Annotated in this window: 14 protein-coding genes and 1 tRNA gene; 6 read left to right on the plus strand and 9 right to left on the minus strand. The window is 73.9% G+C overall.

Going from position 1 to position 15,026, the window contains the following annotated elements; all coding sequences use genetic code 11:
* On the minus strand, positions 1–1,404 hold the full coding sequence (locus ACZ60X_RS37705) for a type I glutamate--ammonia ligase (RefSeq protein WP_469608720.1): 1,404 nt from the start codon (positions 1,402–1,404) through the stop codon (positions 1–3).
* Between the two features lie 46 nt (positions 1,405–1,450).
* Positions 1,451–2,260 (minus strand): SAM-dependent methyltransferase, encoded by an 810-nt coding sequence (locus ACZ60X_RS37710; RefSeq protein WP_469608723.1) that lies wholly within the window; start codon positions 2,258–2,260, stop codon positions 1,451–1,453.
* A gap of 162 nt (positions 2,261–2,422) precedes the next feature.
* Between ACZ60X_RS37710 and ACZ60X_RS37715 the strand changes: the two genes are divergently transcribed.
* Positions 2,423–3,277, plus strand: coding sequence for a Cof-type HAD-IIB family hydrolase (locus tag ACZ60X_RS37715; protein WP_469608726.1), 855 nt, complete (start codon positions 2,423–2,425; stop codon positions 3,275–3,277).
* Between the two features lie 24 nt (positions 3,278–3,301).
* On the opposite strand, the gene ACZ60X_RS37720 is transcribed toward ACZ60X_RS37715, so the two are convergent.
* Positions 3,302–4,099: an SAM-dependent methyltransferase gene (locus ACZ60X_RS37720; protein ID WP_469608728.1), complete on the minus strand. Its 798-nt coding sequence runs from the start codon at positions 4,097–4,099 to the stop codon at positions 3,302–3,304.
* Between the two features lie 121 nt (positions 4,100–4,220).
* Positions 4,221–5,030, minus strand: coding sequence for an alpha/beta hydrolase (locus ACZ60X_RS37725; RefSeq protein WP_469608731.1), 810 nt, complete (start codon positions 5,028–5,030; stop codon positions 4,221–4,223).
* A 168-nt stretch (positions 5,031–5,198) separates the two neighbouring features.
* On the opposite strand from ACZ60X_RS37725, the gene ACZ60X_RS37730 reads away from it, so the two are divergent.
* The 3 genes from ACZ60X_RS37730 to ACZ60X_RS37740 all read left to right on the plus strand — a co-directional run bounded on the left by ACZ60X_RS37730 (position 5,199) and on the right by ACZ60X_RS37740 (position 8,885).
* Positions 5,199–6,386 carry a thiolase family protein gene (locus ACZ60X_RS37730; RefSeq protein ID WP_469608734.1) on the plus strand — a complete coding sequence of 396 codons (1,188 nt, stop codon included), beginning with the start codon at positions 5,199–5,201 and terminating at the stop codon, positions 6,384–6,386.
* A 77-nt stretch (positions 6,387–6,463) separates the two neighbouring features.
* A complete protein-coding gene (locus tag ACZ60X_RS37735) occupies positions 6,464–7,993 on the plus strand; it encodes a long-chain-fatty-acid--CoA ligase (protein ID WP_469608738.1) in 1,530 nt (509 codons plus the stop codon).
* A gap of 109 nt (positions 7,994–8,102) precedes the next feature.
* Positions 8,103–8,885 carry a sulfite exporter TauE/SafE family protein gene (locus ACZ60X_RS37740; protein ID WP_469608740.1) on the plus strand — a complete coding sequence of 261 codons (783 nt, stop codon included), beginning with the start codon at positions 8,103–8,105 and terminating at the stop codon, positions 8,883–8,885.
* On the opposite strand, the gene ACZ60X_RS37745 is transcribed toward ACZ60X_RS37740, so the two are convergent.
* The gene (locus ACZ60X_RS37745; protein WP_469608743.1) at positions 8,874–9,653 is read right to left on the minus strand and encodes a TIGR01458 family HAD-type hydrolase; all 780 of its coding nucleotides are present in this window, start codon (positions 9,651–9,653) and stop codon (positions 8,874–8,876) included. The two genes, ACZ60X_RS37740 and ACZ60X_RS37745, sit on opposite strands and share 12 nt — an antisense overlap.
* Positions 9,654–9,713: 60 nt before the next feature.
* Between ACZ60X_RS37745 and ACZ60X_RS37750 the strand changes: the two genes are divergently transcribed.
* Complete coding sequence (locus ACZ60X_RS37750; protein ID WP_469608745.1) at positions 9,714–10,460, plus strand: cobalt-precorrin-6A reductase; 747 nt, start codon at positions 9,714–9,716, stop codon at positions 10,458–10,460.
* 251 nt (positions 10,461–10,711) lie between these two features.
* Here ACZ60X_RS37750 and cobF read toward each other — a convergent pair whose 3' ends face one another.
* Entirely contained in the window at positions 10,712–11,485 is a 774-nt protein-coding gene (gene cobF, locus ACZ60X_RS37755; protein ID WP_469608748.1) for a precorrin-6A synthase (deacetylating), read from the minus strand.
* Positions 11,486–11,612: 127 nt separating this feature from the next.
* Entirely contained in the window at positions 11,613–12,158 is a 546-nt protein-coding gene (locus ACZ60X_RS37760) for a DUF309 domain-containing protein (protein ID WP_469608751.1), read from the minus strand.
* 139 nt (positions 12,159–12,297) lie between these two features.
* Between ACZ60X_RS37760 and ACZ60X_RS37765 the strand changes: the two genes are divergently transcribed.
* Positions 12,298–12,371: transfer RNA gene (locus tag ACZ60X_RS37765), tRNA-Pro, on the plus strand.
* Between the two features lie 46 nt (positions 12,372–12,417).
* Here ACZ60X_RS37765 and ACZ60X_RS37770 read toward each other — a convergent pair.
* Together ACZ60X_RS37770 and ACZ60X_RS37775 are read right to left on the minus strand one after the other, a co-directional pair.
* On the minus strand, positions 12,418–13,434 hold the full coding sequence (locus ACZ60X_RS37770) for an MASE1 domain-containing protein (RefSeq protein ID WP_469608753.1): 1,017 nt from the start codon (positions 13,432–13,434) through the stop codon (positions 12,418–12,420).
* A gap of 21 nt (positions 13,435–13,455) precedes the next feature.
* Positions 13,456–14,835: a PP2C family protein-serine/threonine phosphatase gene (locus tag ACZ60X_RS37775; protein WP_469608756.1), complete on the minus strand. Its 1,380-nt coding sequence runs from the start codon at positions 14,833–14,835 to the stop codon at positions 13,456–13,458.
* Between the last annotated feature and the right edge of the window lie 191 nt (positions 14,836–15,026).

Consider the following 15,026-nt stretch of genomic DNA (forward strand, 5'->3'; position numbering starts at 1 on the left):
TCAGTACACCCAGCGGTAGGCCGCCGCCACCCGCGCGTCGTCCAGGCCCTCGACGGCCGCCGCCTCACCGAGCCGTACGGCGCTCACCGCGTCCGCGAGCACCGGGCCCAGCGCGGCCCGCAGCACCTCGTCGGCGCGGAACTCCCCGACGGCCTCCGGCAGGGACCGCGGCAGCCGGCGCACCCCGAGGGCGGCCGCCTCGTCCGGGCCGTAGCGGGCCGGATCGCCGGTGATCTCCCCGGGCAGGTGCTGTGCCCCGGCCAGGCCGTCGAGGCCCGCGGCGATGACGCAGCCGAGCGCGAGATACGGGTTGGCGGCCAGGTCGACGGGCTTGACCTCCAGGTTGGCGTCCTGCTCGGCGCGGCCCGCCGTACCGGTGATGACCCGCAGCGCCGCCTCCCGGGTCTCCCGGCCCCAGGCGGTGAACACCCCCGCCCACTGCGACGGCCGCAGCCGCAGGTAGCTCGCCGGGCTCGGGGCGGTCACCGCCGTCAGCGCGGGCAGCCGGGCCAGGATCCCGGCCGTGAAGGACTCCGCCTCGGCCGTCATGCCGTAGCGCCGCTCCCCGCCCGCGTGCAGGTTCACCCCGTCCCGCCAGGACGACAGGTGCAGGTGGCCGCCGTTGCCGACGCCCTCGGCGGACACCGCGGGTGCGAAGGAGACCCTCAGGCCGTGCCGCTGCGCGACCGCGCGGATCGTCTGCCGGACCAGCACGCTGCGGTCGGCCGCCGCCACCGGGTCCAGCGCGCCCACCGAGATCTCGAACTGCCCCGGCGCGTACTCGGGGTGGAGCTGGTCGACGGGCACGTCCTGCGCGGTGAACGCGGCCAGCAGGTCGGCGGTGTAGTCGCTCAGCCCGACCTGCCGGATCGCGCCGTACGCCGGACCGGAGACCGCCGGGACGAACTCCCCGTCGGGCGCCGAGCCGAGGCCCACGGACCACTCGACCTCGACCGCCGCCTTGAAGGCGAGGCCGTGCCGCTCGGCCGCCTCGGCCACGATCCGGCGCAGAAAGGTCCGGGCACAGCCGGGGTGGCGGGCGCCCTCCTGCGTGACGCGGTCCACCGGCGCCCACGCCCAGCCGGGCTGGCCGGCCAGCACCACCAGCTGGTCGAGGTCCGGGTAGAGCCTCAGGTCGCCGTCCGGCGAGCCGAGGACGTCGGTGGTGACGATCGCGTCGCCGGCGAGGAACGTGTCGAACACCGGGGACATGCCGACGCCCCAGGACACGGCCGCCGCCAGCCGCGCCGTGGGGACGGTCTTGATCCGGCAGACGCCCGAGGTGTCCACGTAACTTAGGACGATCCCGCTCACGCCCCGCGCGGCCAGGCCGGCGGTGAGTGCGGCGACCCGGCGCAGATCCTCGGGGCGCCCGCCGGGCACGGGGTCGGCAAGGGTGGTCATCACGTCCTCCTCGGCGCGGTCCGCGCGATGCTGGCGTCGACGGGCGTCAGGGTTTCACGGCCACCGCCCCGAACTGCGGCACCGGCGCCGCGGCGGCCTGGTCGGCGCGCCACTGCGAGCAGGGCACGAGCCCCGGTTCGACCGGCTCCAGACCGTCGAGGAACGCGGCGATCTCGGCCCGGCCGCGGGCGGTGATCGGCGGGGTGGCGTGGGCGTTCCAGAACTCCATCGCCGCGCGGTTGCCCTCGCCGCCCACGTCGCCGTCGTACGTCGGATGGGTCAGCACCAGGCAGCTGCCGGACGGCAGGGCCGCCATGAGCCGCCGCACGATCTCCCGGGCCTCGCCGGTGTCCAGGACGAAGTTCAGGATGCCCAGCATCATCAGCGCGACCGGCCGGCTCAGGTCCAGGGTCTCGGCGGCGCGCTGCACGATGGCGTCCGGGTCGTGCACATCGGCGTCGACGTAGTCCGTGACGCCCTCGGGGGAGCTGGTGAGCAGCGAGCGGGCGTGCACGAGCACGATCGGGTCGTTGTCGACGTACACGATCCGGGACTCGGGCGCGATCCGCTGCGCGATCTCGTGGGTGTTGTCCACGGTCGGCAGGCCGGTGCCGACGTCCAGGAACTGGCGGATCCCGCGCTCGGCGGCCAGGTACGTGACCGCCCGCGCGAGGAACTCCCGGTCCGCGCGGGCCACGTCGCGGATGACCGGGAACATCCCGGCGACGTGCTCACCGACCTGCTGGTCGACCTCGTAGTTGTCCTTGCCGCCGATCCAGTAGTTCCACACCCTCGCGTTGTGCGCCACGGAGGTGTTCAGTCTCGCCGGTCCGGCCGTGGGGGATCCCTCGGTCACGTCGCCGCCCTTCTCGTACGTGGTTGCCCGCCGTCATTGTGCCGCCCGTTGATCGCGCTGTCCCGGGAACCACCCGGTCCGGGCGGTCCGGGGGCGGGTCCGGGGCGCCGCGTCGCATGGGGAACACTGGGCGGCGCCACCCTCCCCGACCGGAAGCAGGACATGCCCGCCACGCCCCCGCCCCTCCTGGACACCCCCGGCCTGCCCGCGGGCCCCGCCGACATCCGGCTGATCGTCACCGACATGGACGGCACGCTGCTGGACGACGCCAAGCGGATACCGGACGGCCTGTGGCCGATGCTCGCCGAACTGCGCCGCCGCGGGATCCTGTTCAGCCCCGCGAGCGGCCGCCAGTACGCCACGCTGGCCCGGCAGTTCGCCGAGGTCGCCGAGGGCATGGTGTTCATCGCGGAGAACGGCACGTACGTGGTCCGCGACGGCGTGGAACTCAGCTCCGACACCCTCGACGCGGCCGTGCCGGCGCGGATCGTGCGGACGGTACGGCGGCTGGTCGCGGACGGCGTGGACGCCGGTGCCGTGGTGTGCGGCAAGCGGGCGGCGTACGTCGAGCGGACCGACGAGGCGTTCCTGGCGGAGGTGCGCAGGTACTACGTCGAACACCGGATCGTCGAGGACCTCACCGCCGTGGACGACGACGTGATCAAGATCGCGCTGTTCGACTTCGGTCCGGCCGAGCGCTCCACGGCCCCCGCGCTCGCCGAGTTCGCCGGGAGCCACCAGGTCGTCGTCTCCGGCGAGCACTGGGTGGACGTCATGAACCGCACCGCCAACAAGGGCACCGCGCTGCGCGGCCTGCAGCGGGCGCTCGGCATCACGCCCGCGCAGACCATGGTCTTCGGCGACTACCTCAACGACCTGGAGATGCTGGACGCGGCCGACTGGTCCTTCGCCATGGCGGGCGCCCACCCGGAGGTCGTGCGCCGGGCCCGCCACCTCGCCCCGTCCAACAACGACGACGGCGTCCTGCGCACCATCGCCCGCGTGCTCGGACTGTAGGGCCGGCGGGGGAGCGCGGGGCGCTCAGGGCTTGCGGCCGACGCCGCCGTACAGGGAGACGGGTCCGCGGCCGTCCGGTGCCTCGTCGGGGCGCCAGTCGGTGATCGGCACGATGCCCGGCTCCAGCAGGTCCAGGCCCTGGAAGAACGCGGCCACCTCGGCGTGGGAGCGGGCCACCAGGGTCACCCCGCCCGCCGCGTAGGCGGCGATGCCCTTCCCGACGTTCTCGGGCTCGAAGTCGGCCGTCATCATCGACAGCACGAGCCGGCTGCCCGGCGCCAGCGCGTCGACCAGGGTGGAGATCACCTCGTGGGCGCCGTCCTCGTCGGCCACGAAGTGCAGCAGGGCGATCAGGGACAGGGCCACCGGGCGGTCGAAGTCCAGGACGCGGGCGGCCTGTTCGAGGATGGCGCGCGGATCGCGGGCGTCGGCCTGGACGTACTCGGTGACCCCGTCCGGGGTGCCCCGCAGCAGCGCGTTCGCGTGGGCCAGCACGATCGGGTCGTTGTCGACGTAGACCACCCGGCTGTCCGGGACCACCGACTGCGCGATCTGGTGCAGATTGGGCTCGGTCGGTATGCCGGTGCCGATGTCCAGGAACTGGCGGATGCCGTCCTGGGCGAGCGCCCGTGCGGTGCGCCGCATGAACGCCCGGTTGGCGCGCGCGGCCCGCGGGGCGCCGCCGTCGATCGCCGCGATCCGGCGGCCCAGTTCCTCGTCGACGGGGTAGTTGTCCTTGCCGCCGAGGAACCAGTCGTAGACCCGGGCCGGATGCGGCCGGGTGGTGTCGATGCGTGATCCGGCCGGCCCGGTCCCCGTCACGTGCTGCTCCTCCGCTCGGCTGGTCCCGGCGCTCAGGCCGGGAGGTGCGGTCAGCAGTCTGACACGATCATGACGTACGGCGCAGGCCCAACCCGGCCCTCACGCAAGCGGGTTGGCGGGATCAGCGGGGCAGCGTACGGTCCAGGAAGCGCAGCACCTCGGCGAAGGCCCGCGCCTTCTCCGCCTCGTGGAACACCTCGTGCCGCGCCCCGGGGAAGATCCGCTCGGTCAGCCGCCCGCCGCTCAGCCGCTCCACTCCGATCCGGCTGCCGGGCAGCGGCACCAGCCGGTCGTCGTCGCCGTGCAGCCACAGCAGCGGCAGCCCGCCGACGTCACCGCCCTTCTCGACGGTCCGCAGGGTGCGGACGAACGCCTCCAGCGTCGGCCGCTTCATCGGCCCGTGCCACACCAGCGGGTCGGCGGCGTAGGCGGCGCCCACGGCCGGGTCCCGGGCGAGCGCGGCCGGGCTGACCGGGGTGTCCGGGATCTCCGGCAGGGCCAGCAGCCGTGCCGGCAGCTCCCAGGCGCCGATCACCGGCCCGGACAGGATCAGCGCGCTCGGTTCGGCGCCGTACCGCTGCGCGTAGCGGGCGGCGATCAGCCCGCCCATGGAGTGGCCGAGCAGGACCAGCGGCAGACCGGGGTGCGCGGCCCGGGCCAGCTCCGCCGCCGCGTGCACATCGGTGACGACGTCCTCGAAGTCCTCGATCACCACCCGTTCCCCGGCCGATCTGCCGTGACCCATGTGATCGGGCGCGTAGACGGCCGCCCCGTGCCCGGTGAGCACGGCCGCCAGCTCGTCGTACCGGCCCGCGTGCTCGCCGTACCCGTGCACCACGAGGACCAGGCAGCGCGGCGCAGGGTGCGGCCACTCCCGTACGGCGATCGAGCCGTGGGTGCCGTCGAGGGTGTGCTCGCGGACGTGGGGCATGTCTCCTCCGGAAGGGGCGCGGCGCGGCGGTGGCGGTCCGAGGGGATCTTCCCAGCGGGCGGGTCGGAGGTCTATAGTCGAAAACTAGCAGTGCTAATTAAGTCAGCGTCCCTGTGTGGTCGCCGGCCGACAGTGCCGTCGGCCGGTCGGAGGTCAGGAGTCGAAGCCGTGCGTCCCGTCCACTTCGCGGCCGCTCGCCGCACCCCCATCGGCAAGCTGCGCGGAGCCCTGTCCGGCGTCCGGCCCGACGACCTGGCCGCCACGGTGATCCGCGGCCTGGTCGCCGGTGTGCCCGCCCTCGACCCGGCCCGTGTCGACGACGTCTACTGGGGCGCGGCCAACCAGTCCGGCGAGGACAACCGCAACGTCGCCCGCATGGCCGCCCTCCTGGCCGGGCTGCCCGAGTCCGTGCCCGGTGCCACCGTCAACCGGCTGTGCGCCTCCGGCCTGGAAGCGGTCACCACCGCCGCCCGCACGATCGCCGCCGGCGAGGCCGACATCGTGATCGCGGGCGGCTCCGAGTCCATGAGCCGCGCCCCCTTCGTGCTGCCCCGCCCCGACGAGGCCCTGCCGCAGCGCATCGAGACCCACGACACCCGCCTGGGCTGGCGGCTGGTCAACCCGGCGATGAGGGACCTGCACGGCCTGCTGTCCATGGGCGAGACCGCCGAGGAGGTCGCCGCACGCTACGGCATCTCCCGCGAGCGGCAGGACGAGTTCGCCCTGCGCAGCCACCGACGCGCCGCCGACGCACGCAAGAACGGCCACTTCGACGCCGAACTCCTGCCCGTGGCGTGCCCGGACGGCAGCGCGGTCGAGCACGACGAGTGCGTCCGCGAGGACACCTCGCTGGAGAAACTCGCTCGCCTCAAGCCGGTCTTCCGCCAGGGCGGCACCGTCACGGCGGGCAACGCCTCGCCGATGAACGACGGCGCGGCCGGGCTGCTGCTGGTCAGCGAGGAGGCCCTGGCCGCACTCGGCCTTGAGTCCCTCGGCCGCTATGTCGCGGGCGCCTCCGCCGGCGTCCACCCCGACGTCATGGGCATCGGCCCGGTCCCCGCCACCCGCAAGGCACTGGCCCGGGCCGGCTGGGACGTCGCCGGCCTCGAGGAGGCCGAGTTCAACGAGGCGTTCGCCGCGCAGGCCCTCGCCTGCGTCGACCAGCTGGGCATCGACCCGGACCTGGTCAACCCGACCGGCGGCGCCATCGCCCTCGGCCACCCCCTCGGCTGCTCCGGCGCCCGCATCCTTGCGACCCTGCTGCACCGGATGCGCCGCACGGGCGCGCGGCGCGGGCTCGCGACCATGTGCGTGGGCGTGGGCCAGGGCAGCGCGGTGCTGGTCGAGAGCGTCTGACGCCCCATCAACCCCGGCTCCTCGCACGGGAGCCACCGGCCCCACGGGCCGCAGCAAGGAAACGGAGCACCACTGGCATGGCAACCCTGTCCGTCGCCGCCATCCTCGCCGAGAACGCCAAACGCCGTCCCGAGAAGACGGCGCTCGTCGAGGGCGATCTGCGGCTGTCCTTCGCCGAGGTGTGGCGGCGGTCCCTCGCCCGGGCGGGCACCCTCGCCGGCGCGCTCGGGGTACGGCCGGGGGACCGGGTCGCCCTCATGGCGCCCAACACCGCCGAGTTCCCGATCGCCTACTTCGCCGTCGCCGCGGCGGGCGGGGTCGTCGTACCGGTGCACCTGCTGCTGTCGGCGGGCGAGGTCGAGCACGTGCTCAGGGACAGCGGGGCGAGCCTGCTGCTCGTCCACCCGGCCCAGGCGGAGACCGGCCGGGCCGCCGCCGACGTGCTCGGGGTCCGCGTGGTCACCCTGGGCGCGGAGTTCGACGCGCTGGCGGCGGACGCCGAGCCGCTCCGGTCGTACGTCACCCGCGTTGCCGACGACCCGGCGGTGATCTTCTACACCAGCGGCACCACCGGCGTCCCCAAGGGCGCGGTCCTCAGTCACTTCAACATCGTGATGAACGCGACCGTCAACGCCTTCGACGCCAACGACATCCGCGCCGACGACATCGCCCTCGGCGCGCTGCCCCTCTTCCACGCCTTCGGGCAGACCGTGTCCCTCAACTCCACCTGGCGGGCGGGCGCCACGCTCGTCCTGCTGCCCCGCTTCGACGCGGCCCGCGCCATCGAGCTGATGGTCGCGGAGGGGGTGAACACCTTCCACGGCGTGCCGACGATGTACGTCTCCCTGGCCGCCGCGGCGGCGCGGGCCGAGCGGCTGCCCGACCTGCGGGTCTGCGTCTCCGGCGGCGCCTCGCTGCCCGTGGCCGTGCTGGAGCGGTTCGAGGAGGCGTTCGGCGCGAAGGTCTACGAGGGGTACGGCCTGTCGGAGACCTCGCCGGCGGCCGCCGTCAACCAGCCGCTGTTCGGCACCCGGGCCGGCACCATCGGGCACCCGCTGTGGGGCGTCGACGTGGAGATCGCCCGCGCCGAGCTGGAGGACCGCGTCGAACTGCTGCCGGCCGGCGAGCTGGGCGAGGTCGTCGTCCGCGGCCACAACGTCTTCTCCGGCTATCTCGGCCGGCCCGAGGCCACCGCCGAGGCCCTGGTCGACGGCTGGTTCCGCACCGGCGACCTCGGCACCAAGGACGACGAGGGCTTCCTCAGGATCGTCGACCGCAAGAAGGACGTCATCATCCGCGGCGGCTACAACGTGTACCCGAGGGAGGTCGAGGAGGTCCTGATGCGCCACCCGTCGATCGCCCAGGTCGCGGTCATCGGCCTGCCCGACGAACTGCACGGCGAGGAGGTGTGCGCCGTCGTCGTACCGGAGCCGCACGCCACCCCCGACGCCGCCGCGATCACCGAGTGGTCCAAGGAGCACCTGGGCCGGTACAAGTACCCGCGCCGCGTCGAGTTCACGGACACGCTGCCGCTGGGCCCCAGCATGAAGGTGCTGAAGCGGGAACTCCGCGCGCATTACGGGGACAAGGGGGAGAACCGGCCATAAGCGGCCGTCAGGGAGGCAGCCGGGGAGGCAGCCGGGGAGCCCGGCGGGGATCACCTGGCGAGACGGTCCTTACGCCGGAGGCTTGTCCGGACATAGCATCGGTCCCCGCATGAACACGATGACGCTCTGGCACATATCCGGCTGGGGGTTCGCGGCGCTCGCCACCGCGGCCCTGCTCGTCGGCTTCTCCAAGACCGCGGTGAGCGGCGCCAACACGGTCAGCCTCGCGGTCTTCGCGGCCGTCCTGCCCGCCCGCGCCTCCACCGGCGTGCTGCTGCCCGTCCTGATCGCCGGCGACGTGCTCGCCGTCCTCACCTACCGCCGGCACGCCCACTGGCCCACCCTGTGGCGGCTGTTCCCCGCCGTCGCCGCCGGAGTCGTCCTCGGCACCCTGTTCCTGGTGTGGGCCGACGACGGGGTGGTGCGGACCTCGATCGGCGCGATCCTGCTCCTCATGGCCGGCGTCACCCTCTGGCGGCGGCGCCGGGCCGACGGCGCGGGCGAGGCCGACGAGCCGGACGCGGTGACCAGCCGGGCGGGCCGGCTCAAGGCCCGCTCGTACGGCGTGCTCGGCGGGTTCACCACGATGGTCGCCAACGCGGGCGGGCCGGTGATGTCGATGTACCTGCTGTCCGCCGGCTTCCGGAAGCTGGGCTTCCTCGGCACGTCGGCGTTCTTCTTCCTGATCGTGAACGTGTCCAAGGTGCCGTTCAGCGCGGGCCTCGGCCTGATCGACGGGCACTCGCTGCTGCTCGACGCCGCGCTCGTGGTGTTCGTCGTGCCCGGTGCGTTCATCGGCAAGTGGGCTGTGAACAGGATCAACCAGCGACTCTTCGAACAACTCGTCATCGCGGCGACGGTCGTGGGCGGGGTGCAACTGCTACTGCGCTAGCTCCAGCAGCGCCGGGAGGTCCGCGAACGAGTCGAGGACGTGGTCCGGGGTGCCGCTCGCGCCGTCCAGCGTCCCCTGGCGGAACTTCCCCGTCCGCACGAGCACCCCGGTGAGCCCTGCCCCCTGCGCCGCGAGCACGTCCGACTCCACGTCGTCGCCCACCATCAACGCCTGCCCCGCGCCCACCCCCAGCCGGGCCAGCGCCGCCTCGAAGAACGCCCGCGACGGCTTGCCCGTGACCACCGCCTCGACGCGGGCCGCCTTCTCCAGTCCGAGCAGAAACGCCCCCGAGTCGAGTTGCAGCCCCGCGTCCGTCCGCCAGTACAGACCGCGGTGCATGGCGACGAGCCGCGCGCCGCGCTGCAGGTGCCCGAAGGCCCGGTTGAGCGCCGCGTAGTCGAACTCCGGACCGGCACCGCCCACCACGACCACCTCGGGATCCTCGTCCACCAAGGCGACCTCGCCCAGGTCCTCCGCGATGTCCCCGCTGTTGAGCAGCGCGCAGCGGGCACCCGGGAAGTGCTCGGCCAGGTGTGCGGCGGTGACCGAGGGCGCGGTGAGGATGTCCTCGGCAGCCACGTCGAAACCGGCCCCGGCCAGCGTGCCGGCGATCGACGCCCGGGTCCGGGACGTCGTGTTCGTCACGAGTGCCACGCCGAGACCGGCCGCGCGGATCCTGCCCAGCGCCTCCACCGCGCCCGGCAGCGGCTTCCAGGAGACGGTGAGCACACCGTCGATGTCGATCAGCACGGCCCGCACGGATTCCATGCCCCGACCGTAGCGACCCGAGCGCCCCAGGCAGCCGCACGACCTCGTACGCTCACCCCTATGCCCGCGCACGTCCTGATCCTCGGCGGCACCACCGAGGCCCGCCGTCTCGCCGCCGACCTCGCCGCCCGCCCCGGCGTCCGGGTCACCACCTCCCTCGCCGGCCGCGTCGCCGCGCCGGGAGCGGTCGCAGGCGAGGTGCGGATCGGCGGCTTCGGCGGAGCGCAGGGCCTCGCCGACTGGCTGCGCGCGCACCGGGTGGACGCACTGGTCGACGCCACCCACCCCTTCGCCGAGGCCATCACGCTCAACGCGGCCCGTGCGGCGGCCGACACGGGCGTGCCGGCGGTCGTGCTGCGGCGCCCCGGCTGGCGACCGGGCCCCGGCGACCGCTGGTACGACGTGCCCTGTCTGGCCGGGGCCGCCGCGGCGCTGCCCGCTCTCGGCCGCCGGGTCTTCCTCAGCACCGGACGCCTGGGCCTCGCGACGTTCGCGCACCTGACGGACCTGTACTTCGTCGTCCGCTCGGTCGACCCGCCCGAACCGCCGCTGCCCCCGCACACCGAACTCGTCCTCGCGCGCGGCCCGTTCACCGTCGCCGACGAGACGGAACTGCTGCGCGCCCACCGCGTCGACATCCTGGTGACCAAGGACAGCGGGGGCGACGCCACGGCCGCGAAACTCACCGCCGCACGGGACCTCGGGCTCCCCGTGATCGTCGTACGGCGCCCTCCGCTGCCGCCCGGCGTGCCGGCGGTCCCCGACGTGCCGGGCGTCCTGGCGAGGCTCGGCCTCGGCCACGCGTGAGAGCCCGGCCCCGCGTGCCGGATGCGGTCGACGGTCCGCGGGCGACCGGCGTCAGCCGCTGCCCGGTGCCCCGTGCCGCACCAGCGTGCGCGCTCGCGCGGGACCGCGCGAAAAGGGCACCGGACGAGGTCCGGGTTCCGCAGGCCGTACGCCCACAGCGAGCCGTGTCGGGTCTCGCGCTGAAGCCACAATCGGGCGTCATCCGGATCCGGGCGCGCCCGGGCGACGCGGTCGCGGCGCGGGCAGGGGACTTACGCGTCCCCGGGGTTTCTGCGCAGCAGATACGTGTCCATGATCCAGCCCTTGCGTTCGCGGGCCTCGGCCCGCACCCGCTCGATCTCCGGGCCGGCCTCGGCGAGCGGGCCGGAGACGAGGATCTCGTCCGGCGTGCCGATGTAGGCTCCCCAGTAGATGTCCATGTCCTCGCCGGCGTACCGCCGGAAGGCCTGGTGGGCGTCCAGCATCACCACCACGTCGTCCACCCCCTCCGGGAAGCCCTCGGTGAGCCGCCGCCCGGTGGTGATCTGCACCGGCCGCGCCACCCGGTTCAGGCCCGTACGATGCCGGGCGACCAGCGCGGAGATGCTGCTGATCCCCGGCACGACGTCGTACTCGAACGCGACCGCGCCCCGCCGCAGCACCTCCTGCAGGACGCCCAGCGTGCTGTCGTACAGCGCGGGATCGCCCCATACCAGGAAGGCGCCGGTGCCGTCCTCGTCCAGTTCCTCGGCGATCAGCCGCTCGCAGATCCGGGCGCGGGCGCCGCGCCAGTCCTCCACCGCCGGTGAGTACGCCGAGCCGCCGGCCGTACGGTCCCGCTCGGGGTCACGGGCCCGCACCACCCGGTACGAGCCCTCGGGCAGGTGCGCGTCGAGCATGTCCCGGCGGAGCTGGGTGAGATCGCTCTTCACCTCGCCCTTGTCGAGCAGGAAGAACACGTCCGTGCTCCGCAGGGCCTTGACGGCCTGCAAGGTCAGCTGGTCGGGGTCGCCCGCGCCGATACCGATGACATGAATCGTTCGCACGCCCCGAGTCTGCCGCATGCCACCGGCCACGCGTCCACCGCCTCCGTACGCCCGGTCAGCACGGCATGCCCGCTCAGCACGGCATGCCCGCTCAGCACGGCATGCCCGCTCAGCACGGCATGCCCGCTCAGCGCGGCTCGCCCCATCCGAGCCGGGGCGCCTCGGCCACCGGATCCACCGGCCCGGCCCCCTGCTCCACCCGCCCCGCCAGCTCCCGCGCCCACCGCGCGAGCCCGGCGAGATCCATCCCGTACGGCCGGTCCTCGCCGCGCCCCCGTTCCCACTCCTCGACCGCGCCGGCGCCCCGCCGCAGCAGGCGCGCCCCGCCGACGGCGTTGCCGCGGGCCGCGTGGGTGAGCCCGACCGCCAGCTGGGCCAGGCCCCGCCACAGCGTCCGCTCGTCGCGCGGTCCCGACTTCCAGGCGTCCTCGAACACCTCGTGCGCGTGGAACGGCTTGCCGGCCGCCAGCAGGGTCTGCGCCTCGGCGACCGTCTCGGCGGGCGTCCGCGCGACCCCCTCCGGCTGCCGGGCGACGCCCTGCGTCCCGTGGGGCAGCGGCCGCCCGAGCCCGTCCCGGGGCCGTGCGTTGCGCGCCCGCCCCTCGGCGTCGCGGTCCCGGGCCTCCGGCGTGCCCGCGTTGTCCCTGGCCTCCGCTGCGCCCGCGTTCGTCATACGGCCGATTCTCCCTCGCCTTCCGCCTCGCCGTCCCCCTCGCATTCCCCCGGCTCCCCGCGACCCCCTTCGGCGCACCCTCGGACGTGGGGTAAAGTTCTCTTCGCGCGATCACGCGGGTCACCGCGAGTGAGCGCACCGGGACGTGGCGCAGCTTGGTAGCGCACTTGACTGGGGGTCAAGGGGTCGCAGGTTCAAATCCTGTCGTCCCGACCGGCAGGTCGGAGGTCGTCTTCTCAGGAATGAGGGGACGGCCTTCTCATGTCTGCGGGTCCGTCCTGTTCGCCTTCTTCGTCCTTTCCTCCTCCTGTTCGGGCATCGGGTGAGGGTCGCCGGTGGCGATCCTGGCCACCATCCCGGCGAGTTGCCCGCAGGCCCGCGCGATCTCGCGCTGGGTCTCGTTGCGCTCGCTGATGACCGCCGCGATCAGCAGCGCGGTCAGCGAGGCGGAGCCGTTGAAGGCCTGGAGGGTGATCATGCCGGTGAGCAGGTCATGACCGGCGAACGGGCCTGATCCGCGCGTCGCGGTGACGATCGCGAAGGTGGACACGGCCAGCGCGCACGGCGCGGCCCCGGCCAGCTGGAAGCGGAAGGCCGCCCAGATCAGCAGCGGGAAGCCGAGGAACAGCAGCGGTGTGTTCCCGGTCTCGACGACGCCGACGCCGCAGGTGGCCGCCGTCAGCAGCAGCCCCTCCGCCCACCGCCGGGGCGGCGCCTGCTTCGGCCAGCGAGCCGAGCTGAGGAGGAGCAGGACCGGCGTGACCACGAGAACGCCCATCGCGTCGCCGGTCCACCAGACCGACCACGTCGGCCAGAAGCCCTCGGCGTTCAGGACGCCCGCGAGGATCAGGGTCCCGCTGCCCGTCGTCGCGCTGATCAGCATCCCGGTGAACGCGCCGAGGAAGATCAGGGCGAGGGCGTCCCGCAGCCGGTCCAGTTCGTTGCGGAACCCCGTGCGGCGCAGCAGTGCGTACGAGCACAGGGGCGCCACGGTGTTGCCCGCCGTGATCGCGAGGACGGCCGGGAACGACGGCCCCAGCGCGATGTTGACCAGGAACGCGCCGAGCGCGATCCCGGGCCAGACCTTCCGCCCCCGCAGGAGCAGGCCCGCCACCGCGATCCCGCTCGGCGGCCACAGCGGGGTGACCTGGCCGCGCACCAGCTGCTGGAGCAGTCCCAGCCTGGCCGAGCCGTAGTAGAGCGCGGCGATGGCGCAGACCTCCAGAACGGCCACCGCACCACTGCGGCCGAGGTGCACATGCCGCGCGACGGGCATCGGGCGACCTCCGCGTCGACGTCACCCCCGAGGTCCATCATCCGCCGGATCTCCCGGATGCTCCATGCCGCCGGGCGGTGTACGGACGGCGAGGATGGCCATGTCGTCGTGACCGTCGCTGGGATGGTGATCGGCCAGGGCCCGGACGAACGCGGGCAGGGGCAGCCCGGAGTGCTCCACGGCGAGCTCGGCGAGCGCGATCAGCCGCTCGTCGATGGGGTGCTCGGGATGCTCGACCAGCCCGTCCGTGAAGAAGACCACGGTGGCGTCCGGGGGCAGCAGCCGGGAGTGGTCCGGGCGCGGCTGTGCGGTGTCGACGCCGAGCGGCAGTCCGGGCTCGCCGAGCAGGTACGTCGCGTGGTGCTCACGGGTGAGCAGCAGGGGCGGGACGTGGCCCGCCGTGCTCCAGCGCACTCGCCAGCCCGATTCCTCCGGTTCGATGCGGGCCAGCGTGGTGGTCGTGACGGTGTTGTCCGTGATGGCCTCCAGCGCCCGGTCGAGCCGGGCGAGGACAGCGCCGGGCGGGTCGCTCCGGTCGAACAGCAGGGCGCGCATCATGTTCCGGGTGGAGGCCATCGCGGCCGCGGCCCGCAGATCGTGACCGACCACGTCGCCGATCACGACGGCCACCACATGGTCGGGCAGCGGGACGGCGTCGTACCAGTCCCCGCCGAGCTGGCTCGGCTCGGCGGCGGGCCGGTAGATGGCGGCCGCGGTGAAGGGCCGCAGGTCGGGCAGGGTGGGCAGCAGCAGCCGCTGGAACTGCTCGGCTCCGACCCGGATCCGCTCGAAGAGGCGGACGTTCTCGATCGCGATGCCCGCGGCGCCGGCCAGGGCGACGACGACGTTCTCGTCGTGCAGGTCGAAGGGCTTTCCGTCGTCCCGCTCGGACAGGTAGAGGTCGCCGTAGATCTCGCCGCGCACGCTGATGGCGACGCCGAGCAGGGTGCGCAGGCGGGGATGGCCGGCCGGGAAACCGGTGGAGGACGGGTGGGCCGGGATGTCGTCGATCCGCAGGGGCTCGGGGTAGCGGATCAGGTGGCCGAGGACACCCAGACCGCGCGGCATGCCGGTTCCGGCCAGAGCCTGGTGTTCCTGCTCGCTCAGCCCCGCCGTGATGAACTGCGCCAGGCGCTCACCGGACTCGTCGAGCACGCCCAGTGCCCCGTACCGGGCGCCGACCAGCTCCATGGCGGTGGTCACGATGCGGTGCAGCACCGCCGGCAGTTCGACCTCACGGCTGATGGCCACCACTGCGTCCAGCAGGCCCTGGAGCCGGTCCATGGAGGACAGCAGGGCGCGCAGCTGCTCGTCGATCCGGCCCAGCTCGGAACGCAGGCGTGCGTGCAGATCGGGGACGTGCGGCTGCCGGGGTGCCCGTCCGTGCCTCTCTCCCGCCATCACGGGCACTCCGTGGCCCGATGCCGGCGCCCGGCCGGCGTCGGGTCCGCTCGCCGGCCGCGGTGGTTCCGCTCGTGCAGCTCCTGACTCGACCAGTGCATGGCGGCCTCCTTCCCCGCCCCCGGGCACCCCCGGCCCCGAGCACCCCGGGGCCGACGGTCATCGCTGCGTCGTCTCCGATTGTGCACCGG

Source organism: Streptomyces sp. NPDC104106 (genome assembly GCF_055584345.1).